The organism is Nocardia sp., from assembly GCF_025465275.1.
GTDB lineage: Bacteria > Actinomycetota > Actinomycetes > Mycobacteriales > Mycobacteriaceae > Nocardia.
This window is the reverse complement of sequence record NZ_JAODNK010000034.1, coordinates 81,904-103,047: the sequence shown is the minus strand read 5'-3', so window position 1 is coordinate 103,047 and position 21,144 is coordinate 81,904. Positions and strand designations below refer to the sequence as shown.

At 66.6% G+C, this 21,144-nt stretch carries 18 protein-coding genes; 14 read left to right on the top strand and 4 right to left on the bottom strand.

Features of this window, described 5'->3' with window-relative positions; translation table 11 throughout:
- Window positions 1–37 precede the first annotated feature (37 nt).
- Window positions 38–361 (top strand): hypothetical protein, encoded by a 324-nt coding sequence (locus JWN03_RS08895; protein WP_297612449.1) that lies wholly within the window; start codon window positions 38–40, stop codon window positions 359–361.
- Here the strand turns inward: JWN03_RS08895 and JWN03_RS08890 are convergent.
- Window positions 358–3,447: an MMPL/RND family transporter gene (locus tag JWN03_RS08890; protein ID WP_297612448.1), complete on the bottom strand. Its 3,090-nt coding sequence runs from the start codon at window positions 3,445–3,447 to the stop codon at window positions 358–360. The genes JWN03_RS08895 and JWN03_RS08890 overlap by 4 nt on opposite strands.
- Window positions 3,448–4,379: 932 nt before the next feature.
- Here JWN03_RS08890 and JWN03_RS08885 point away from each other — a divergent pair.
- The 12 genes from JWN03_RS08885 to JWN03_RS08830 all read left to right on the top strand — a co-directional run bounded on the left by JWN03_RS08885 (window position 4,380) and on the right by JWN03_RS08830 (window position 17,730).
- Window positions 4,380–5,423: a polyprenyl synthetase family protein gene (locus tag JWN03_RS08885; protein WP_297612446.1), complete on the top strand. Its 1,044-nt coding sequence runs from the start codon at window positions 4,380–4,382 to the stop codon at window positions 5,421–5,423.
- The gene (locus JWN03_RS08880) at window positions 5,420–6,685 is read left to right on the top strand and encodes a hypothetical protein (protein WP_297612443.1); all 1,266 of its coding nucleotides are present in this window, start codon (window positions 5,420–5,422) and stop codon (window positions 6,683–6,685) included. The genes JWN03_RS08885 and JWN03_RS08880 overlap by 4 nt, the downstream gene beginning before the upstream one ends.
- Before the next feature lie 58 nt (window positions 6,686–6,743).
- Complete coding sequence (locus JWN03_RS08875; RefSeq protein ID WP_297612441.1) at window positions 6,744–7,760, top strand: fatty acid desaturase; 1,017 nt, start codon at window positions 6,744–6,746, stop codon at window positions 7,758–7,760.
- On the top strand, window positions 7,751–8,560 hold the full coding sequence (locus tag JWN03_RS08870; protein WP_297612438.1) for a methyltransferase family protein: 810 nt from the start codon (window positions 7,751–7,753) through the stop codon (window positions 8,558–8,560). Before JWN03_RS08875 ends, JWN03_RS08870 begins: the two co-directional genes overlap by 10 nt.
- Before the next feature lie 70 nt (window positions 8,561–8,630).
- Window positions 8,631–9,686, top strand: a complete 1,056-nt coding sequence (mvk, locus tag JWN03_RS08865) for a mevalonate kinase (RefSeq protein WP_297612435.1) — start codon at window positions 8,631–8,633, stop codon at window positions 9,684–9,686.
- Window positions 9,683–10,729 (top strand): diphosphomevalonate decarboxylase, encoded by a 1,047-nt coding sequence (gene mvaD, locus JWN03_RS08860; protein WP_297612432.1) that lies wholly within the window; start codon window positions 9,683–9,685, stop codon window positions 10,727–10,729. Before mvk ends, mvaD begins: the two co-directional genes overlap by 4 nt.
- On the top strand, window positions 10,726–11,826 hold the full coding sequence (locus JWN03_RS08855; protein ID WP_297612429.1) for a phosphomevalonate kinase: 1,101 nt from the start codon (window positions 10,726–10,728) through the stop codon (window positions 11,824–11,826). Before mvaD ends, JWN03_RS08855 begins: the two co-directional genes overlap by 4 nt.
- Window positions 11,823–12,917: a type 2 isopentenyl-diphosphate Delta-isomerase gene (gene fni, locus JWN03_RS08850; RefSeq protein WP_297612426.1), complete on the top strand. Its 1,095-nt coding sequence runs from the start codon at window positions 11,823–11,825 to the stop codon at window positions 12,915–12,917. Before JWN03_RS08855 ends, fni begins: the two co-directional genes overlap by 4 nt.
- Window positions 12,914–13,972: a hydroxymethylglutaryl-CoA reductase gene (locus JWN03_RS08845; protein ID WP_297612423.1), complete on the top strand. Its 1,059-nt coding sequence runs from the start codon at window positions 12,914–12,916 to the stop codon at window positions 13,970–13,972. The genes fni and JWN03_RS08845 overlap by 4 nt, the downstream gene beginning before the upstream one ends.
- Entirely contained in the window at window positions 13,969–15,141 is a 1,173-nt protein-coding gene (locus JWN03_RS08840; RefSeq protein WP_297612420.1) for a hydroxymethylglutaryl-CoA synthase, read from the top strand. The genes JWN03_RS08845 and JWN03_RS08840 overlap by 4 nt, the downstream gene beginning before the upstream one ends.
- Before the next feature lie 8 nt (window positions 15,142–15,149).
- Window positions 15,150–16,628, top strand: coding sequence for a flavin-containing monooxygenase (locus JWN03_RS08835; protein WP_297612418.1), 1,479 nt, complete (start codon window positions 15,150–15,152; stop codon window positions 16,626–16,628).
- Window positions 16,629–16,740: 112 nt separating this feature from the next.
- A complete protein-coding gene (locus JWN03_RS08830) occupies window positions 16,741–17,730 on the top strand; it encodes an AurF N-oxygenase family protein (protein ID WP_297612415.1) in 990 nt (329 codons plus the stop codon).
- Window positions 17,731–17,734: 4 nt separating this feature from the next.
- On the opposite strand, the gene JWN03_RS08825 is transcribed toward JWN03_RS08830, so the two are convergent.
- Together JWN03_RS08825 and JWN03_RS08820 are read right to left on the bottom strand one after the other, a co-directional pair.
- Window positions 17,735–18,472, bottom strand: coding sequence for a TetR/AcrR family transcriptional regulator (locus JWN03_RS08825; protein ID WP_297612412.1), 738 nt, complete (start codon window positions 18,470–18,472; stop codon window positions 17,735–17,737).
- Between the two features lie 131 nt (window positions 18,473–18,603).
- Window positions 18,604–19,263 carry a hypothetical protein gene (locus tag JWN03_RS08820; protein WP_297612409.1) on the bottom strand — a complete coding sequence of 220 codons (660 nt, stop codon included), beginning with the start codon at window positions 19,261–19,263 and terminating at the stop codon, window positions 18,604–18,606.
- Window positions 19,264–19,480: 217 nt separating this feature from the next.
- Between JWN03_RS08820 and JWN03_RS08815 the strand changes: the two genes are divergently transcribed.
- Window positions 19,481–19,936, top strand: a complete 456-nt coding sequence (locus JWN03_RS08815) for an SRPBCC family protein (RefSeq protein WP_297612406.1) — start codon at window positions 19,481–19,483, stop codon at window positions 19,934–19,936.
- Window positions 19,937–19,948: 12 nt separating this feature from the next.
- Here JWN03_RS08815 and JWN03_RS08810 read toward each other — a convergent pair whose 3' ends face one another.
- Window positions 19,949–21,022: a fatty acid desaturase family protein gene (locus tag JWN03_RS08810; RefSeq protein ID WP_297612403.1), complete on the bottom strand. Its 1,074-nt coding sequence runs from the start codon at window positions 21,020–21,022 to the stop codon at window positions 19,949–19,951.
- Window positions 21,023–21,144 lie beyond the last annotated feature (122 nt).

Genomic DNA, 21,144 nt, shown 5'->3' with positions numbered 1-21,144 from the left:
AATCGCAGTGCCGCGGTGAGGGCATCGAGAGGCCCTGATGATGACCGCCGACGAGCGGGCTGCGCTGCGCCGTCAGATCACCCGCTACCAGCACCTGTCCGCCATCACCGCCGAGCTGCAGACCCGCCGATTCGGCGGCGCGTGGCGCCCCCCGAAACAGGGCGCCCTGCACCATATGGCCACCGACATCACGCTGCGCCGTATGGTGCTCGGCGCCGGTAACGACTACGAGCAACCCGCGCTCGAGGACATCCCGGAGTCGGTGCGTGCGCAGTGGCGCCTCGCTTCCGACACCATGCTCGGCGCCGCGTACGCCATCTATGCCGGCACCGGACTCTCGGCCGCTCTCAACCACGCCTAGTGCGAGAGGAGTTCGGCGGATCGTGTTTCGGCCGATCGTGGTTCGGCGGGGGAGCGTGACAATCGGCTCGGCCACCAGTTCCACCGTCCGGCCAGCACCGCCATCGCCGGGATCATGACCGTTCGCACCACCAGCGTGTCCAGCAGCAGCCCGACCGCGATGGTGAAGCCGATCTGCGCGATATTGGTGATGTCGGAGAACATCAGCGCGAACATGGTGATCGCGAAAACGATTCCCGCCGTCGTGATTACGCCGCCCGTACGGGTGACGGCCCGGGCGACGGCGGCTCGCAGGCCCGCATCGGGCGCGGCACGGAACTCATCGCGCACCCGCGACATCAGTAGCAGGTTGTAGTCGGCGCCGACGGCGGTCAATGCGATGAATGCCATGGACGGAACCGCCCAGTGCAGCGGCTTGCCCAGAAGGTGTTGCCACAGCAGCACACTGAGCCCGAGCGCGGCGAGATACGACAGCAGCACCGTGCCGAAAACGTACAGCGGCGCGATCAGGCTGCGCAGCGTCACCGCCAGCACCAGCAGAATCAGTATGGACGCCGCCGCGATAATGGTCGCCAGGTCCCGGAAAGCCATCCCCCGCAGGTCGACATAGGCCTGCGTCATACCGCCGATGTCGAAGGTGGCGCCGGCCAGCGAAGTACGGCCGGACGCCGCCCGCGCGGCATCGGCCACCTGCTGTGTCAGCGCCATGTCCCGGGCACTGAACGCATTCGCGGTGCCGAACACCATCATTCGTGCGGCATGCCCGTCCGGAGACAGATAGATCCGGGCGGCGGTGGCCAGATCCTTGTTCGTCAGCGCGAGTTCGGGGAGATTGAATCCGCCCGCCGCCGGCGCGATGGTCGGATTCTGCGCCAATCCCTTCAGGTAGCCGACAGCCTGATCGAGCCCCGCCGGCAGCTGGTCGTACACCTGCGCCACCTGCGTGACTCCGTCGTGCACCTGACCGGTGCCGGCGGCCAGTCCGTCGGCGCCGGTCTTCGCCTGTCCAATGCCGGAGCCGAGCGCGCCGATTCCCTGCTGCAGCCGCGTCTGACCGTCCACCAGTGAGGTCGAACCCGCCTGCGCCGTGCGCAGACCCGTCATGAGCTGGGTGATACCCGTCGCCAACTGCGTCTGGCCGTCCGCGAGCGCGTGCACGCCGGCGCGGAGACCGGCAAGCTCGCCGGCCGCCGTGCCGACCGAGCTGCTGTCGAACGCCGTCAGCGCGGCCTGAGCGGTGGCGCACATCGGCGTGGTCGCGCATTGCGGGTCGGCCGACACGAGGGCGCGCAAACCGTCGATGGCGGACAGCGGGCCCTGCGCCGGGGCCAGTGCGAGGTCCACCCGGTTGGCGAGTTCGGTGGTGCCCGTCTGCAGGCGTGCTGCCCCGGAATCGAGTTGCGCTGCGCCGGTGGCCAACTGGTCGATGCCATTGGCGAGCGTATGTGAGCCGTCGACGAGCTGTGCCGCGCCCTGACCGGCCTGCGCGGAACCGACTGCGAGACCGTCCATTCCGGCGGCCAGTGCCTGGGCCCCGTCGTTCAGTTGCGCCACACCGCTGGACAATCGTTGCACATCGGGCCGCGCCGCCGAGAGCTGCGTGGCGGCCGCGCCGAGCTGGTCGCTCACCATGCCGATCTGCTTGTCGACCGCGGCCTCGGGGATGGGGACTCCCAGTGGCCGGGAGATCGACCGGACCGAGGCCACTCCGGGCAGCCGGGTGATCTCGGTGGCGACCGTTTCGATCGCGGCGTAGTCGCGGGCGGTGCGCATATCGTGATCGGACCGGATCAGCACATAGATCGGCAGCAATTCATTGGCGGGGAAATGCGCTGCGGCTGCGGCATATCCGCGGTTGCTGGGAGTGTCGGACGGCTGGGTCGTACGCTCGTCGTAACTGATCACCAGCGTGGGCAGCACCGCGGCGAGGGCGGCCGTCACGGCCAGCGAGGCGGCCAGCATGCGGACGGGGTGGCCGGTGATCACAGCGGCCAGCCGCTGCCAGTAGCTCCCGGTCGGGCGCACGGCAGGTTCGGCGAGACCCCGATCGGCGGCGATCATCAATAGCGCCGGCGTGAGAGTGATCGCCGCGGCCACCGTGATCAGCACGCCGATCGCGCACGGGATACCGATGGTGCGGAATACCCCGATTCGGGTGAAAGTCATTGTCGCACAGGTCAGCACAACGATCAGGCCGGAGGCGAGGATGATCGGCGTGATTCGGCGGTACGCGACCCGATACGCCTCGTGCGGGGACAGCGCCCCGCGCCGCCCCTCGTGATAGCGGCTGATCAGGAAGATCGCGTAGTCGGTACTCGCGCCGAGGATCATCGCCGACAGCAGCGCGACCGAGAAGATGGATGTCGGCAGGCCGTGGGCGCCGAACAGGGACACCACCGGCCGCGCGGTCGCCAGCGACAGCCCGATGGTGAGCAGCGCGACGAAGACCGTGGACAACGACCGGTAGGTTGCCATCAGCAGCAACGAGATGAGGACGACGGTCATCAGGGTGATGATGGCCAGTGCGTGGTGGATGCCGTTGAGTTCGTCGGCGAATGTGGGTGCGGGCCCGGTGATGTCGGCGGAAAGACCAGGCGGCCGGGGGATGGCCGCCACCGCGGCGCGCACCGCGGCGACCGAGCGGGTGGCCTGGGTGGTTCCGGTGTCGCCGACCAGACGGATCTGTGTGTACACGGACTTCTTATCGGCGCTGACGACCGATCCGGCAGTGGCGGGGGAGGCCCACAGATCCATGACGGAGTCGACGTGGGCGCGATCGGCGGTCAGCGCGGCCACAATCTTGTCGCAGTAGGCGCGGTCGGCCGCATCGAGCGGCTCGGAGCCGGTCAGCATCAGATAGGCAATCCCGGAACTGCTCGATTCCCCGAACTGCTTACCCATCTCGATCAGCATTCGGGAGGCAGGCGTGTCCTGCGGAATCATCGGCGTGGAATTGTCGAAAACCGTCGATTCCAGCTGCGGTACAGCAAGATTCAGAATCCCGGCCGCCAGCAGCCAGATCGCTACCACCACGTAGCGGAATCGCATTATCAGCGCACCGAGTTGGTCGAGTCGGTTGGCCTGCATCCAGAAGCCCCTATCTTCGCATCGTTGCGAGGATCATAGGCATAGTCGGCAGGAAGTCCGAGACGAAGAACGCTCGCGTTGAATTGTCCAAAAGGGTTCGGCGAGTGGGATCTTGAGAACGCTAGCACCAAGTCCGGCTTGCCGCTCGGCGAAGGATGCTCCCCGCTCGGGCGCGGACTCGAGTGTGACATCGGCGCTCGGATCGAGGCTTCGCGGCCGACTCGGATGAGTGCTGCGATGGCCGAAACATGTTTGAATTAAACATGTTTCGCAATCGCCGAAATCTCCGTCGGCAACCGGTTCGCGATGCTGGTCGCCGCCATCCGGGGTCGATTCAGCATTGGATGGGCTATCCTCGAGTGAGAGTGGCGCTGATCACTTCGCGAGGCATGGTTGTGCGGTCCAGATGTAGCGTTCTCGGTACTTGTTACTCGTCGGTACCTGTAAAAGATCCTTGGGAGACAATGGCATTGGAATAACCGGCACGTATGGGCGACTCGGCTCTCGGGCGATGGCGTCAACGCAGCTGCGGTAGTGGTTGAATCCATTTGCCCGCCGTTGATTTCGAGTGGATCCGCCGAACCGTTCGAGTTATGCAGTCCCATAGCACTATTGAAGGATGGATTGATCATCCAGCAAGCCGAACGACCACCGACTGTGGCGTCACTGATGACGACATCGGTTGGCGGAGTATTCATCTCAACGTCGCGCACTGATTCTTCGGCGCTTATCCGCTATTGCGTACGCTGACCGCGCCTCCGGCACGACCGGGGCAAGGGCCGCCGGGCTGACCCGGATCGGCCTCGCGGCGCCGACACAGCCGTCGGCCTTCTGTGCAGCTACCTCCAAAACAACCCAGCCCTGACGGGCAGGTGGGTTGCCTGCTGCACCCCTGACCCGTCCACCGTGACCACGCCAAAGGAGTTCAACGCATGGACAACCCCGCGCTAACGTCCGTACATCGTCAGAGTGTTGGCCTGGCTGTGCGCCCGGAATTCCCGGAATACCCCGCTGCCTCGCCCGTCGACCAACTACCTTTGGTCACCGATCGATTACGCGAAATCCTCTACACGGGTGAGGAATTCGACTCCATATACCGCCATGTCCTCGCCGCCCCGGGCAAGCGCGTCCGCGCCCGGCTGGTGCTTGCCTGCGCCGGCCTGCTGCCCGGCGCCGTCGCCGCGCCACTGGATGACGCCGTCGACCTGGCCTGTGCGATGGAGATGTTCCACGAGTCCTCGCTGGTGCACGACGACATCTGTGACGGTTCGCTGCTGCGGCGCGATGCCCCGTCGGTGCCGGCGGCGTTCGGCGTCCGCACCGCCGCCCGCGCCGGATTCCACTTGGCGGGCATAGCTTTACAGGTCGTCGCACGGGTGCTGGCCGACAATCCGGTGGTGTTCGAGCGGGTCGGTGAGGCCCCCGGCGTCACCTATATCGACCGGCTCTCCGACCTGTCCTTCGGCCAGCTCATCGAGACCCTGCCACCCTCGGTCGACGACATGGCGCTGCGTCGCCACTACGAACTCGTGGCCGGCGCGAAGACCGGCACGCTGTTTCGGCTGTCCTGCTCCTACGGCGGCACAGCGGGCGGCGTCGACGTCGATCGGCTGAACGCTCTGATGGAGTACGCCGACCAGCTCGCCCTCGCCTTCCAAATCATGGACGATGTGCGCGACATCGAGGGCGGCCCCTCACTGGGCAAGGATGCCGGCGGCGATCTCGACCGCCGGGTGCCGACCTGGCCGGTGATCGAATGGCTGGCGACCCGGCCCGGCGCTCGCGAAATGTGGCTCTCCGACAAGACTTCCAGCGTCACGCTGCAAAACGATCTGATCGACAGCGGCGCTACCCAGGCCGCCCGCGCGGTCGCCGTACAGGCCACCGTGGCGGCCGGCCAGGCGCTGGATGTGTTCCCCTCCTGTCCCGCGCGTGCCGACCTGCGCGAACTCCTGCAGCAGGTGATCTCCCGATGAGCGGAACCAGACTCGGCACCCTGGCCTATGGCCTCCGGCACCTGCGCCGCGCACCGGATATCACGGCGCTGCGGGCCGCCCCGTCACCGGACGAACTGGCCAGGCTGGCGCTGATCCCCGCTGGCCGAAACCTCGGCATCGCAGTCGGTTTCCTGGCCCCGGCCCTGCGGGCCGAGGCCACTGCCGCCCTGCTGGCCTGCCGGGTGCTCGACGCCTACGAAGACCTCACCGACGACACGGTGGCGAGCAGCGCAGTGCTGACCGCCGCAGAGTATCTGTGCGGCGCCGGCGACACCCCGCCGCCGCCATTGCCCGCGGTCGCCGCCCGCGACAGCGAAGCCGTCGATCTGGTGCTGGCCGAACGTATTCGCGATGTCCGGGCGTTGCTGACGGCGCTGCCGAGCGCAGGGCGTGAGCGGGTCGGCCGGATGCTGGTCGACATCGGCGGCGTCATGGCCCGCAATATCGATGCACCGCTGCCCCGGGTCGCCTATGGCGAGGGCGTGCTCGGGCGGGTGACGTACTACGCGTGTTCGCTGGTCGCCGACGACGCCTTCACCGACGCGGATCTGCGCGAACTGACCGCCTGCGTCGGTGTTGTCGCGCAATCGGCCAACGACCTGCGTGACGGCGAACTGACGCTCTACGGTGTCGCCGACCGCGGGGAACTGACCCGAACGGTCATGCTGCGGCTGCTCACACCGGCGCTGGGCGGTGTCGCCCTACTGGCCCGAATGGGCCCGAACACCAAGAACCGGGGCGCGCGGGCGGCCATGGCCTACATGACCATCACGACGGCCGGTTTCCTCTGCGGCGCGGTCGGCGCCCCCGCGCCCTACCGGCGGCCGGTCGGTGCGGCGGCGTTGGCGACCTTCTCCGCCACGTACTGGACCACCATGCTCGAGCGGGTACGGCGCGCTGCCGACGTGGCGATCCAGAAGGTGCTCGACACCGCACCGGACCTGACCGCCGGGGCGGGCCCGGCAACGGAGGTACTGAGTTCCGGTGATCCGCGGACGATGCCCTCCTCGATGGTGCCGTTGATCGTCGACACCACTTTCGCCCTCGTGCGGAGCCTGCCCGACGAACCGCTCACCGGCAAACTCCCGGACCCCGAGGTGCGCGCCATGATGATCGCCGATCACCTGGCTTTCGGTGCGCTGGAACGGTTGCCGGCTCATCAGCCCGACGCGATGTACGCGCTCGCCAAGACCCTCCAGCTCGCCGCTCTCGACACCTCGACCCAAGGAGCCCGACCTTGAGAACCGTCACGACACTTCGACCCGTCGCCCTCGACACCACTACGCAAGGAGCTCTGCAATGAGCACCGCAACCCCTCCCTCTCGTACCGGAACGCCCGTAACCGCCTCCGGCCCAGTGCCTTTCAGTAAGCGGGTGCTGAAGCTCGAATACCCGTCGAACGTCGGCCCGCTGCTGCATATCGCGCTGTGGCTCGGATTCCTGTCCGTCGGCTTCTTCGTTCCGGCCGCCACGCACTGGTACCTGGCGGTGCCGCTGATCCTGCTGCTCTCGCTGCTGAACCTCTCACTCACCATCGGTGTGATGCATATGCACACCCATCGGCCGCTGTTCGTCTCGCAGCGCCCGAACCGGGCGGTCGACATACTGTGCTCACTGCCCGGCAATCTGACGGCGGCGGAGATGCGCGAGGTGCACGTCCTCAACCACCACCGCTTCAACGACGGTCCCGGCGATGTCACCACCACCGTCGGATACGAGCGTGGACTGTCCGCGGTGTGGTACTGGGTCAAATACGGCGCCATCGTCAAATACCACACGATGCGAACGATCTTCGCCGCTGATCCCACGCCCCGCCGCCGGAAGACGCGTCACCAGTTCATCTTCGATCTCACGCTGTACTTCGCGGTGATCGGGGCCACCTGGTACTTCGTCGGTCTCGAGCGGTTCGTGCTCTTCTACTGGGCCCCGTTCCTCATCACCCAGGTGAACGCCGGCTACTTCGCCTGGCTCAGCCATGCCCCCGCACGCGAATACGAGGACGACCCCAGCACCTCGCTGAACAATGCGGGCAACATTCTCAACCTGCTGATCTTCAACCAGGGCTACCACAGCGTGCACCACCGCTATCCGGGCATCCACTGGAGCCAGATCCCGGACAAGCTCGATTACATGCGCAAGGTCGATCCCGGCGTCATCGTCCCCTACTGGATGGTGGCCCAGTCCGGATGGCGACTGGCGGTTCCCGGCGGCTTCCTCAACGAGCGCTACGGCCAGAAGTGGAAGGTGCGGCTGGAGAACCGGCTCGAGGCGGGCACCGTGCGCAACCGATTCCTGCCGTGGTTCGCATGGATCTGATCACCCAGGACCAGGCGCGGGGCGTGCTGACGAGTCGTGCTCGGCTCGTCCCGTTCCTGATCGCTTTCGCCGCATACGGTTTCGCCGGAATCACGGTGCCGGTGATGCTGCTGTTCGCCGGCGGCTGGTGGCTGCCGAAGACGGTCGACAAGGGGCCGCATCTGGCGACCCTGCCGTCGATCGTCATCGACGTGCTGCTGCTGGCGCTGTTCGGCCTGCAGCACTCGGGCATGGCCCGGCCGTCATTCAAGGCGTTCATCACCCGGTGGGTGCCCGAAGCCCTCGAACGCACCGTGTACATCGCCATGGTCTGTTCGGTGATGTGGCTGATCTTCCTGTGCTGGCAGCCGGTGCCGCAGCAGATCTGGTCGGCGCACGGCTGGGCCGCAACGGTTTTGGACGCCGGGTTCTGGCTCGGCTTCGTGCTGGTCTACGCGGCCACCATCCTGCTGAACCATTTCTACCTGCTCGGCATCAGCCAGGCCTACCGCCAGTACGTGACTCGGGTACCCGATGCGACCGTCGACCAGCTGCAGGTGCAGGGGCCGTACCGCCTGGTGCGGCATCCGCTGATGACCGGCCTGCTGATCTCCTTCTGGTTCGCCAGCGCGTTCACGGTCGGACATCTGGTCTGGGCGCTCGGGTTGACCGGCTACATCCTGCTCGGCACTTTCCTGGAGGAGCGCGACCTCATCGCACGCTTCGGTGCGGCCTACCGCGCCTACGCCGCCGAGGTGCCCGCCTTCTTCCCGGCACTGCTCAGCCCTTCCGCGCGAGCTCGCCTTCGCAGCCGGTCGTAAGAGCCTGGCTACCAGGCACTTTCCCGTAGCAGGTCAGGCGGACCGTGTCCGAGTTAGAAGAGGAATCGACGTGAACACTCATCGAGTTCGCGAGCGCGGCACACGCACCGTCGCCCGGACGGGCGGTGTCCGCGGAACCGGACGCGCCCACAGCAAGGCCATCTTGCTGGGCGAACACAGTGTCGTGCACGGCACACCCGCCATCGCGTTCCCCGTCCCCGCCCTGTCGGTGAGCGCCGTCGCCCAGCGCGGGCGGCCGGTTCCGGTGTCGTACACCGGCAATTCGGCTGCGGGACTGCGTTTTACCGCAGGGAATACGCTCATCTCGGGGACCGAGATGTCAGGGCCCCATGTCGCGGTCGACGAGGCGCTGCGGCGCTGGGGGCTCGCCGAGGAGATTGTCGAGGTCGTTCTCGATTGCGGCGATATCCCACCCGCGCGCGGTCTGGGATCCAGCGCCGCGTGCGCGGGTGCCGCGATCCGCGCGGTCGCCGATCTCTACGGCCGCAGCATCGACGCCGACGTTCTCTACGAGCTGGTGCAATGCGGTGAACAGGTCGCGCACGGCCGCGCCAGCGGTGTGGATGCCAGAGCCGTGCTGGCCTCCGGGCCGATCTGGTTCCATCAGGGTGCGGCCCGCCGGATGAATATCGGCCTGGACGCGGCCCTGGTGCTCGCCGACACCGGAATGCCCGGCGCCACACAGCATGCGGTGGCCGCGGTGCGCCGCACGCTGGAGCGAAATCCCCACGCTGCGGGGCGGATTCTCGATCGAGCAGGGGAGCTGGTCGGGTCCGCGGCCGATGATCTGGCGGCCGGGTCTGTCCAGTCTCTGGGCACCACGCTGCTCGAGTTCCAGGGCCTGCTCATCGAACTCGGCGTCAGCACTCCGGAAATCGACACCCTCGTCTCCGCGGCACTGGGCGCCGGAGCGTACGGCGCGAAACTCACCGGCGCGGGCCTGGGCGGATGCGTCCTCGCGCTCACCGAAATGGGCAGCCCCGCTGCGGATGTCAGTGCGGCACTGCGCCGGGCGGGTGCCGTGCAGACCTGGATCGTTCCGATCAATGCCGGCCAGACCCCTTTCTCTTCCCATACGAGACCGGAAAGCGGTACACGCCAATGACATTCACATCGGCAGTAGATCAAGATCTCGACCGGCTCGTCGGCCTCGGCAGCGAGGCGGTCGCGGTCGCCCATCCGAATATCGCCCTGGTGAAGTACTGGGGCAAGCGTGATGAATCGCTCGCCCTTCCCGTCACGGGAAGCCTGTCGATGACGCTGGACATCTATCCGACCACGACCACCGTGCGATTGATCGACGGACCGGCCGATGTGGTCGAGCTCAACGGCCGCATCGCGACCGGTGACGCGCACACCAGAGTCGAGCGATTCCTGGATCTGGTTCGCGCACAGGCCGGCCGGAGCGAACACGCCCTGGTCGTCTCCGTCAATACCGGGCCGACAGGTGCGGGTCTGGCCTCCTCGGCGAGCGGTTTCGCCGCACTGGCCATCGCGGCGGCAGGCGCCTACGGGCTCGGGGCCGATGCTCGCGCATTGTCGCGACTGGCCCGGCGAGGTTCCGGTTCGGCCTCCAGATCCGTTTTCGGGGGCTTCGTCCTCTGGCATGCGGGGGAGGGTGAGGGCGAGGCGGGCGATCTGAGCTCGTACGCCGAACCGATCGGCGGCGAGGCGCTCGACCCGGCGCTGATCGTCGCCGTGACCGATAACCAGGAGAAGGCGGTGTCGAGCCGGGAGGCCATGCGCCGCACCTGCGCGACCTCCCCGTTCTACCTGCCCTGGGCGGGAGATTCGGCGCTCGCCCTGGACGAGATGCGCAAAGCGATTGCGCGACAGGATCTTCCGGCGGTCGGTGAGATCGCCGAGCGCAATGCCCTGGGGATGCACGCGAGCATGCTCATGGCCAGGCCGCCGATCCGGTACCTGTCGCCGCAGTCGATGGCGATCTTGGATGCGGTGCTGGCACTCCGGGCCGAGGGCATCGCCGCGTACGCCACCATCGATGCCGGACCGAATGTGACCGTCCTGTGCGCCCGCGCCGACGAGGAACGGGTGGCCGCTGCCCTGCGCGCGGTCGGCGACTTCGTCGATACTCGGACCGCGCATCTGGGGCCCGGAGCGACGCTGGTCCCGGGTGGTGATCGATGATCACCTGCCGCGCTCCGGGCAAGCTGTTCATCGCCGGCGAATACGCCGTCGTCGAGCCTGGCCATCTGGCGGTTCTCACGGCGGTCGACCGCTTCGCGACCGCCACGGTGACCGAGGCGGAAGGTACTGACACGCAACTGCATTCGGATCTGGACAGTGGAGTGACACTGTCGTGCGGGCGTATCGATGACCGAATGATCCCGTCGACCGCCGACGGTGTGGTGCCCGCCTCGTTCGCCTACGTTTTCGCGGCGGTCGCGATCGTCGATCGGCTGCTCGTCGAGCGTGGTATCCCGGCGCGGGCCTACCGGCTGGATATCGGCAGCGACCTCGGCGACGCGGACGGCAGGAAGTTCGGCCTCGGTGCCAGCGCGGCCGTGACAGTAGTAACGGTTGCCGCCCTCGGCCGGTTCTACGAGCTCGGCCTGAGCGCGATGGACCGGTACCGCTTGGCGATGTTGGCCACCATGTCGATCAATCCGCGCGCCTCCGGCGGTGATGTGGCCGCGAGTACCTGGGGCGGCTGGATCGCCTACCGTTCACCCGACCGCGCCCTGGTGTCGGAGGCGAGCGCGCGCAACGGGATCGATGCCGCGCTGCACGCGCCGTGGCCGGGATTCTCGGTGGGCCCCCTGCCCGCGCCGACCGGGCTCGCGGTGCAGGTCGGCTGGACCGGGAGACCCGCGTCCACCCCGGCATTGGTTGCGGGACTGGGCAACAGTTCCCGGCAGTCCGGCGACCGCGCCGCCTTCCTATCGCACAGCGACGAGTGCGTCGCCCGACTCTCCGCCGCCCTCGAAGCCGACGACTCGATCGGCATAGGTGACGAAATCCGCTGCGCCCGAGACCTTCTCATCAACCTCGACGCGACCGCAGGACTGGGCATCATGACGCCGCTCCTGCAGGAGCTGTGCGCGGCGGGCGCGGCGGTCGGCGCGGCGGCCAAACCCTCCGGCGCGGGCGGCGGTGACTGCGGTATCGCGCTCATCGACCGCACGCGCTCCGCAGCGATCGACGAACTCACCGACCGGTGGGTCACCGCGGGTATCCGGCCGCTGCCGCTGCGGACGCACCCATCCGAAAGGGAGTGTCGATGATCGCCGACCGCAAGGACGACCACGTTCGCCATGCCGTGAGCCAGCGGCGCCAGGACAGCGGCGCAAGCGATTTCGACTCGGTCTCCTTCGTGCACCACGCCCTCGCCGGAATCGACAGCCAGGATGTCTCGCTGGCCGTCGAGTTCGCCGGAAAGAGCTGGGAAACACCGCTTTTTGTCAATGCCATGACGGGGGGCAGCACGCGGACCGGGGAGATCAACCGGAAGTTGGCCATTGCCGCCCGCGAGACCGGGGTCCCGATCGCGTCCGGATCGATGAGCGCTTTCTTCCGGGATCCCGCGGTCGCCGGCACCTACCGGGTGCTGCGGCAGGAGAATCCGCACGGCTTCGTCATGGCGAATGTGAACGCCACCGCGACCGTGGATCAGGTGGACCGGGCGATCGATCTGCTCGAGGCCGACGCCCTGCAGATCCATCTCAATGCGGTGCAGGAAGTCGTCATGCCCGAAGGCGACCGGTCCTTCGGGTCCTGGCCGCGCCAGATCGAGCAGATCGTCGCACACAGTTCCGTTCCGGTGATCGTCAAGGAAGTCGGTTTCGGCCTCAGCAGGCAGACCGTCACCTGGTTGCGTGATGCCGGGGTCACGGTGGCCGATGTCGGTGGCCGTGGCGGCACCAACTTCGCCCGCATCGAGAACGACCGGCGCAGCACCGGCGATTTCGACTTTCTCGACAGCTGGGGTCAGTCCACGCCCAGCTGCCTGCTGGACTGCGCCGGTGTCACCGGCATCGATATCGCCGCCTCCGGCGGCATTCGATCGCCCATCGATATGGCGCGGGCATTGGCATTGGGTGCGAAGGCAACTGGCGTCGCCGGCGCCTTCCTCGAGATCATCGTCGGCCGGGACGAAGCCGCGCTGGTCGAGACGATCGGGACGTGGCTCGGGCAACTGCGGCAATTGCTGACCGTGCTCGGTGCGCGCACGCCCGCGGACCTGGCCGGTTGCGATCTGCTGATCACCGGTGACGTGGCTACGTTCTGCCACCTGCGTGGCATCGACGCGGATTCCTATGCCCACCGGAGCCCCTGGTGGAGCGAATCGCACAGTTCGAGAAGGAGTCACCCATGAACGACATGTCCTATGCGGCAGTCCCGATGCAGTGGGTGGGACCGCTGCGCATTACCGGCAATACCCTCGACGACAGCGTGGACGTACCCCTGGCGACGTACGAAACGCCGCTGTGGCCCTCGGTCGGCCGCGGTGCGCGGATCACCACGCTGACCGAAAAAGGCGTGGTGGCAACGCTTGTTGACGAGCGCATGACCCGGTCGATCCTGCTCGAAGCCGATGACGCCTACACGGCCTACACCACCGTCACCCGGCTCGAGGCCGAGTTCGCCCAGTTGCAGCAGGTAGTCGCGGGCAGCAGCCGTTTCGCGCAGCTCATCGATCTGCATCATCAGATCACCGGGAATCTGTTGTTCCTGCGCTTCGAATTCACCACCGGCGACGCCTCGGGCCACAATATGGCCACGCTCGCCAGCGACCACCTCATGGACCACATTCTGGAGACGATTCCCGGCGTGCGGTACGGCTCGATCTCCGGGAACTACTGCACGGACAAGAAGGCGACCGCCGTCAACGGGATCCTGGGCCGTGGCAAGAATGTCATCACCGAACTTCTCATACCCCGCGAGGTGGTGGAGCAGCGACTGCACACCACCGCTCGGCAGGTCGTCGAGCTGAACATCCGCAAGAACCTGATCGGCACGCTACTGGCCGGTGGAATCCGTTCCGCCAACGCGCATTACGCCAATATGCTGCTCGCGTTCTACCTGGCCACCGGGCAGGATGCCGCGAATATCGTCGAAGGCTCCCAGGGCATCACGCACGCCGAAGACCGCGACGGGGACCTCTATTTCTCGTGCACCCTGCCCAATCTCATTGTCGGCACGATCGGAAACGGCAAACACGCGAGTTTCGTCGACGAGAACCTGGCCCGCCTGGGATGTCGCGAGGCTCGCGAGCCCGGCGCCAATGCCCGCCGGCTCGCCGCCATCGCCGCGGCCACGGTGCTGTGCGGCGAACTTTCGCTGATGGCGGCACAGACCAATCGCGGTGAATTGATGCGTGCACACACCCAATTCGAACGGCCCACCTCGAGCAACGGAGTACAGCGATGACCACGACGCCGGTCGGAATACACGACCTTTCGTTCGCCACCACCCACTACGCACTCGATCACGCCGTATTGGCCGATCGGCTGGGCGTGGATCGCGATAAGTTCTATATCGGAATCGGCCAGGAGAAGATGAGTGTCGCCGCGGCCGACGAGGACATCGTCACCATCGCCGCGGCCGCCGCACAGCCCATCCTCGCCCGGCACGGCACCGACAATATCCGTACCGTGCTGCTGGCCACCGAAACCGGCGTGGACCAATCCAAAGCCGCTGGCCTCTACCTGCATTCGCTGATCGGCCTGCCCAATACGACCCGTATCGTCGAGCTCAAACAGGCTTGCTACGGCGGCACGGCCGGATTGCAGTTCGCTGCCGGACTCATCGCCCGCGACCCGTCGCAACGCGTGCTGGTCATCGCGGCCGATATTGCGAAATACGAGCTGGATTCCCCTGGTGAACCGACCCAGGGCGGTGCTGCGGTCGCGATGCTCGTCAGCGCGAATCCTGCGATCCTGCAGCTGGATCCCTATTCCGGGCTCTACAGCGCCGACATCCAGGACTTCTGGCGCCCCAACTACAGCACCACCGCCATGGTCGATGGCAAGACTTCCGTCAACGCGTACCAGAAGGCCGCGCAGGAAGCCTGGACCGACTACCGGCGACAGGGTGGTCGTGGGCTCGCCGAATTCGCCGCATTCTGCTACCACCAGCCATTCACGAAGATGGCCTACAAGGCGCACCGCCACCTGCTCGAAAGCCAGGGCCACACCGCGGATGCCGCCGAGATTGCCGCCGCGATCGATCACACCACCCTCTATAACCGCACGGTCGGCAACAGCTACACCGCATCGCTCTACCTCGGTTTGATCTCGCTGCTCGACCACGCCGACGACCTCTCCGATCGCGCCCTGGCCTTCATCAGCTACGGGTCTGGCAGTGTCGCCGAATTCTTCAGCGGCACTGTGCAATCCGGCTACCGCGAGCACCTCAGGACCGATGCCAACCGGCAGGCCATCGGCACGCGCGCACCTCTCGGCTACGACCGTTATCGCGAACTGCACGAGGCCCGGACTCCGAGTGACGGCATGTACCACGCCACGCTCGAGGAGACCGCCCGCCCGTTCCGGTTGTCCGCGATCTCCGGCCACAAGCGCATCTACGAATCCCGGTAGGGGCCACCATGAACCACACGCATGTTCTGATCATCGGTAGTGGGCTCGCCGGACTCGGTACCGCCATTCGGCTGAGCCAGGAGGGGTACAGCGACTTTCGGGTACTCGAACGCGGTAGCGACGTCGGCGGCACCTGGCGGGACAATACCTATCCGGGGGCGGCCTGCGACGTTCCGTCGCATCTGTACTCGTACTCGTTCGCACTGAACCCGGAGTGGTCCCGCTCCTTCTCGCAGCAGGCGGAGATTCACCAGTACATCCGCACCATTGCCGACCGGTACGACGTCCGCGACAAGCATGTCTTCGGCTGCGAAATGGTCGGCGCGGCATGGAACGAGACGGATGCCCGGTGGGAGGTCCAGACCAATCAGGGCCTGTTCACCGCGGATATCGTCGTGACCGCGGTCGGGGTGCTGTGTGAGCCGAGTCTGCCGGATATCAAGGGGATTCACACATTCGAGGGGAAGATCTTCCACTCCTCGCGCTGGGATCACGATGCCGATCTGACGGACAGCCGGGTCGCCGTCATCGGCACCGGCGCCTCCGCCGCGCAGATCGTGCCGTCCATCGCGGACGAGGTCGCTCACCTGGACGTATACCAGCGCACCCCGCAATGGGTGCTGCCGCATTTCGGCCGCCGGTACCTGTCGTTCGAGCGATTTGCCTTCAAACATGTTCCGGGCCTGCAGCGGCTGTTGCGCGCGGCCATCTACGCGAACCGCGAGCTATTTGTGGTCCTGCAGACCAAGTTCCCGCAGGCAGCGGTGCTACTGGAACTGGTCGCGCGGGTCAAGATGCGGTACGAGGTGCGTGATCCGGCGCTGCGGCGGCAGTTGACCCCCGACTACCGCTTGGGCTGCAAGCGCATGCTGATCTCGAATACCTTGTACCCGACCCTGGTTCGCGATGATGTCGATGTTGTCAGTGACGGCATCAAGGAGATTCGGGGGAGCTCGATCGTCTCGGAGGACGGCACCGAACGCGAGGTCGACACCATTGTGCTGTGCACCGGCTTCCGGGTCACCGACTCGCCGACGTGGGAGTCCTTTCGCGGCCGCGATGGCAGCACCTTGTCCGAACTGTATGACGCCGAGGGTATTTCGGCCTACAAGGGCACGGTCGTCTCGAACTTCCCGAACGTCTTCGTCATGCTCGGCCCCAACTCCGGGCTGAACTACACCTCGCTGATCTACATCATCGAATCGCAGATCAACTACGTTCTCGATGCGATTGCGACGATGGAGAAGCAGGGCCTGAAAACGGTGGAGATTCGAAAGGACGTCCAGGACGAGTACCACCAGGGGCTGCAGGAGAAGATGGCCGGCAGTGTCTGGCTCACCGGCGGCTGCACCAGCTGGTTCCTGGACAAGAACGGTAAGAACGCCACGCTGTGGCCCGACTTCAGCTTCAGGTTCCGGCGGCAGCTGCGGAAGTTCGATGTCGAGGCCTACGCCACGACGCCGCGCGCGGACGAGGTAGCCGTCTGAACGGCCGGTAGCCCACGCCGGCGGGCGAAACTATTGTGTGGGACCGCGAGTCCCATATATCCTCGGAAGGGGTGGCGGCGCTGCGCCGCCCCCACTGCACGAGGAGACACCGATGACGCTGTCCGATTCGGTTCGCACCGAGTTCTTCGACGCCGACTATCGCGCGGCGCTGGCCACCCTGTCCGACGGATCGGTCCACCGCCGGTTCGATCCCTATCTCGATATCGATTGGGACGCGCCGGAATTCCAGCTGGACCCGCAGGATCCGCGCTGGGTGCTGGCCCCGGAATACGATCCGCTGGGCGCCACCGAGTGGTATCGGAGCCTGCCGCTGGACCGGCAGATCGAGATCGGGCGCTGGCGCATCGCCAATGTCATCAAGGTCGGCGCGGCCTTCGAGAGCGTCCTCATCCGCGGAATGATGCAGTACATCATGAAGCTGCCCAATGGGTCGCCGGAGTTCCGCTACTGCCTCCACGAGATGACCGAGGAGTGCAACCACATCCAGATGTTCCAGGAGCTGGTCAATCGCATCGGCGTGGATGTGCCCGGCATGCGGCCGCTGTTCAAGATGCTGTCGCCGTTCATCGGTGTCGCGGGCGGCTATGCGCACGTCATCCTGTTCATCGGCATCCTCGGTGGTGAGGAGCCGATCGATCACTATCAGAAGGCGCTGATCCGGCAGGGCGGCAAGGTGCCGCCGATGGTCTTGCGCACCATGGAGATTCACGTTGCCGAGGAGGCGCGGCACATCACCTTCGCCGGGGAGTTCCTCGAGGCGCACCTGTCTCGCATGGGCAAGGCCGGGCGCGCGGTGTCCTCGGTCGCGTTCCCGCTGGCCCTGCGCTGGCTGGTCACCCAGATCATGGCCCCGCCGCAGTCGTTCGCCGATCAGTTCGACATCCCGGACGAGGTGATGCGCGAAGCCTTCTGGGAGGGCCCGTATTCGCGGCGCATCCTGTCCGGGTACTTCGGCGATATGCGTGCGCTCGCCCGCGATCTCGGGATGATGAATCCGGTCTCGCGGCGACTGTGGTCGATGCTGCACATCGACGGCGTCGCCTCGCGCTATCGCAGCGAGCCCGATCGGCGCGCGGCGTAGCGGATCATTCCAGCGGGAGCGAACTCGCGGCGAGTTCGCTCAATACCGTGAGCAGCGGACGTTCGGGATCGAGCGTCAGCCCGTGCCCCCGGGCGACTCCGTCGAGCACGCTCCACGCGTAACCCGACACTGCCGCAACCAGTTCCGCGCGAGTCAGCGCCGGAGTCGGATCGCGGGTCCACCGGTTCACCGTCGTCTCGGTCATCGACACGATGGCGAAGGTCATGGTGTCGACCGCCGGCTCATCGACCACGCCGACCACCCCGGCCAGTCCCGACACCAGCCGCCGGGCCCGTCCGGCGATCTCCGCCTGCAACCCGACCATGGCCGACAGATCGTCCGGATCGCCGACTCCCGGCCCCCTGCGGACGAATTCGTCCCGGCGCGGATGCTCGGCGATCCAATCGACCACCGCCCCGACCGCCCGCGACAGGATCGCGCTGATCGACCCGTCCCCGACCTCCAGGGCCGCGTCCACGGTGGCCGCGAACTCGGCGCAGATGGCAGTGCGCACCTGCCGATCCAGGTCCTCTCGGCCCGAGAACTGCCGATACACCACGGATTTCGCGAGCCCCGCCTGCTCGGCGATCTGCTGCATCGGCACCTCGGTACCGGGCGTACTCGCATCGAGCAATGCGATGGCGGCGGCCACGATTCGCTCCCGACGCTCGTCATTGTGCGGCTGCCAGCGCGCCTGTCGTCCACCTACCGCGGCGGGTGCGACTGGCTCGGCACTGGACACGCCGCCGAGTCTAGGCGGGGCGCGGCGCGGCCCGGAACACCGGTAGCTACGGGAAGCCGTCGGCGTGTGCGACGGTGTCCGCCGGACGACGCGGTTCGCGCGGATCGGTCAGGAAGGATCGCGGCGAGCGCTCACACCAAGGCGGCCCGGGTTTGTGCGTAGGCGCTGACGTCCTCGGCGTATTCCGAGGTGTCTCGCTCCGCGAACCGCAGCAGCTGGTGCAGGGCGTCGTCGAGTTGCGGACTCGGTCCGCGGTCCGCAAGCAGTACGACGATCGCCTCCCAGCTCCCGATGTGCGGGTTGGGTTGCGCCAGCAGCTCATCGAGGTACCTGTCCGGTTCGAGCAGCCGTAGTGCGCGGCGCGCGTAGGCGTGCACGCGGCGGGGCAGCTCGTCGCGGATCGCCTCGATATCGCTTTTGTGCACATGCCCCTGCAGTTCGGGATCGATCCGCATGGACCACATCTCGGTCATCTTGTCCGGTAGTTCGGCGTCGGCGAGCAGGCCGGGCCCGGTGGCCTCCTCGATCGGAACGGACGGGAGGGCGAGTCGCGCGGTGCGCCAGTTGCAGAACTCCCACCAGGCGGCCGGGGTGGCGCTCAGGCTCAAACCGAAGCGCAGCACCTGCTGCCCGCCGGTCCAGGTCCGGAAGGTCCGGGTGCGGCCTACGGACGCCACGCCACCCGGCTCGACCCGAACCCAGGTGGGCTCGTCCCCGTGAAAGCCGTACGGCTGCAGCAGCGTTCCCGTATCGCGCATCAGGCGGCGCAAGGCCGACTCCGGTTTGACCATCTTCGCAGATTAACGGCGACCGCCGACAGAACGCCCAAACCACCCGCCCGCCACGCCCTCCGAATTCGCGGATCGGCAGCGATGTCTGGGCGCGGGGCGAGATGTACTGCTGCCCAGGAGATCCCACTGTGACGAAACACCGTCAGCGGGTCTGGATTATCGGCGGTCCGTCATGGAATGGTGGTGGGATGTTCGGATCCGTTGAGGTGGTGCGCCGGTGATATCTGACTCGGAGTTGAATCCGGCTGCGGTCGAAATCGGCAGTTTCTTCCCGCAGCCGCCGGACGCCGTGTGGCGCGCGCTGACCGAGCCGACTCTGGTCGAGAGGTGGCTGATGCCGTCGATCGGGTTCGTTCCCTCGATCGGAACGCATTTCATCTTCGTGGTGCCCAGCGGCCGGAACGCGACGCAGCCGACCGATGAGATCGCCTGCGAAGTCCTGATGGCCCGGCCCGCTGAGCAGTTGACCATCACCTGGGTCGATCTGCGCGCCGAGTATCCGGCGCGCTGGGTGGTGGACTGGACGATCGAGCCCCAGGGCCGTGGCACGCGACTGCTGTTGACCCAGACCGGATTCGATATCGAGAACCGCCGGCAGAAGATGGCCCGCAATGCCATGGAGCGAACCTGGAAGGTCGCCCTGTCGCGCCTGGGTGAGGTGCTCGACCGCTGACGGGCCGAGCGGTCAGCTCACCGCTACTCGTTCCGGCGCGGCCTGCTTGCCGACCGTATTGAGGTGGCGCAGCGCCTGCGCGTACGAGTCGAACAGGCTGGTCTCGCAGTAGGGCAGTCCGATTTCCGCGCAGAACTCTTCGACCAGCGGCTGCACGCGCAGCAGGCACGGCCGCGGCATGGACGGGAAGAGGTGGTGCTCGATCTGGTAGTTCAGGCCGCCGAGAGCGGTATCGGTGAGCCAGCTGCCACGAACATTGCGCGAGGTGAGCACCTGACGGCGGAGGAAGTCGGTGGCATCGCCTTCCGACAGCACGGCCATGCCCTTGTGATTGGGTGCGAAGGTGCAGCCCATGTAGAGCCCGAACAGACCCTGCTGTACGGCGATGAAGACCAGCGCCTTGCCCGGTGACAGGACCAGGAACACCGTGGCCAGGTATCCGATGCCGTGTGCGGCCAGCAGTACGCCCTCCCACACGCGGTGCGGGATCGGCCATTTCGCAACCGCCCGGACACTCGAGTAGTGCAGGCTGCCGCCCTCGAGCAGCAGCATGGGGAAGAACAGCCAGGCCTGGTAGCGGAAGATGAACCGCCGGAAGCCCTTTCCGGTCGCCGCGCGCTCGGCCGAATGCGCCAGCACGCCCGAAACGTCCGGATCGGCGCCTTCGGTATTCGGGTGGGCGTGATGCCGATTGTGATTGCTGGTCCACCAGCCGATGCTCAGCCCGATGCCGAGATTGCCGGCGATCACCCCGAACAGGTAGTTGGCCTGCCGGGTGCCGAAGATCTGCCGGTGCCCGGCATCATGGCCGAGGAATGCGATCTGGGCGAAAACCGCCGCCAGGAACACGCCCGTGACAAGCTGCCACCACGAGTTGCCGATAGCGATGAACGCCGCCCACCCGCCTACGAATGCCCCTGCGGTGACTGCGATCTTCCAGCCGTAGTACCGCAGCTGCCGATCCAGCAGCCCGGCCTGTCGCACTCGCCGCAACAACACCGCATATTCACTGCCGCGCATCGGTACGGAATCGGTCGCCGCCGGCAACCGGGTCTCCGCCGTCGACGCAGACCGAAGTTGCGTCATATCTACCACCACGGGCTCTGCACATCCTGCCGTCGCTGTTGTTGTTGAGCAGTCGGTGTGCCAGCGTAGGCCGCTGCGCGCGATATCCGAAGTCGGCACGTGGACAATCGCCTGCCTCTACA

What these genes read in the sequence shown, in the direction of transcription:
- JWN03_RS08895 (WP_297612449.1), top strand. Translation starts at nt 38, where the DNA reads ATGATGACCGCCGACGAGCGGGCTGCGCTGCGCCGTCAGATCACCCGC.
- JWN03_RS08890 (WP_297612448.1), bottom strand. Translation starts at nt 3,447, where the DNA reads ATGCAGGCCAACCGACTCGACCAACTCGGTGCGCTGATAATGCGATTC.
- JWN03_RS08885 (WP_297612446.1), top strand. Translation starts at nt 4,380, where the DNA reads ATGGACAACCCCGCGCTAACGTCCGTACATCGTCAGAGTGTTGGCCTG.
- JWN03_RS08880 (WP_297612443.1), top strand. Translation starts at nt 5,420, where the DNA reads ATGAGCGGAACCAGACTCGGCACCCTGGCCTATGGCCTCCGGCACCTG.
- JWN03_RS08875 (WP_297612441.1), top strand. Translation starts at nt 6,744, where the DNA reads ATGAGCACCGCAACCCCTCCCTCTCGTACCGGAACGCCCGTAACCGCC.
- JWN03_RS08870 (WP_297612438.1), top strand. Translation starts at nt 7,751, where the DNA reads ATGGATCTGATCACCCAGGACCAGGCGCGGGGCGTGCTGACGAGTCGT.
- mvaD (WP_297612432.1), top strand. Translation starts at nt 9,683, where the DNA reads ATGACATTCACATCGGCAGTAGATCAAGATCTCGACCGGCTCGTCGGC.
- JWN03_RS08855 (WP_297612429.1), top strand. Translation starts at nt 10,726, where the DNA reads ATGATCACCTGCCGCGCTCCGGGCAAGCTGTTCATCGCCGGCGAATAC.
- fni (WP_297612426.1), top strand. Translation starts at nt 11,823, where the DNA reads ATGATCGCCGACCGCAAGGACGACCACGTTCGCCATGCCGTGAGCCAG.
- JWN03_RS08845 (WP_297612423.1), top strand. Translation starts at nt 12,914, where the DNA reads ATGAACGACATGTCCTATGCGGCAGTCCCGATGCAGTGGGTGGGACCG.
- JWN03_RS08840 (WP_297612420.1), top strand. Translation starts at nt 13,969, where the DNA reads ATGACCACGACGCCGGTCGGAATACACGACCTTTCGTTCGCCACCACC.
- JWN03_RS08835 (WP_297612418.1), top strand. Translation starts at nt 15,150, where the DNA reads ATGAACCACACGCATGTTCTGATCATCGGTAGTGGGCTCGCCGGACTC.
- JWN03_RS08830 (WP_297612415.1), top strand. Translation starts at nt 16,741, where the DNA reads ATGACGCTGTCCGATTCGGTTCGCACCGAGTTCTTCGACGCCGACTAT.
- JWN03_RS08820 (WP_297612409.1), bottom strand. Translation starts at nt 19,263, where the DNA reads ATGGTCAAACCGGAGTCGGCCTTGCGCCGCCTGATGCGCGATACGGGA.
- JWN03_RS08810 (WP_297612403.1), bottom strand. Translation starts at nt 21,022, where the DNA reads ATGACGCAACTTCGGTCTGCGTCGACGGCGGAGACCCGGTTGCCGGCG.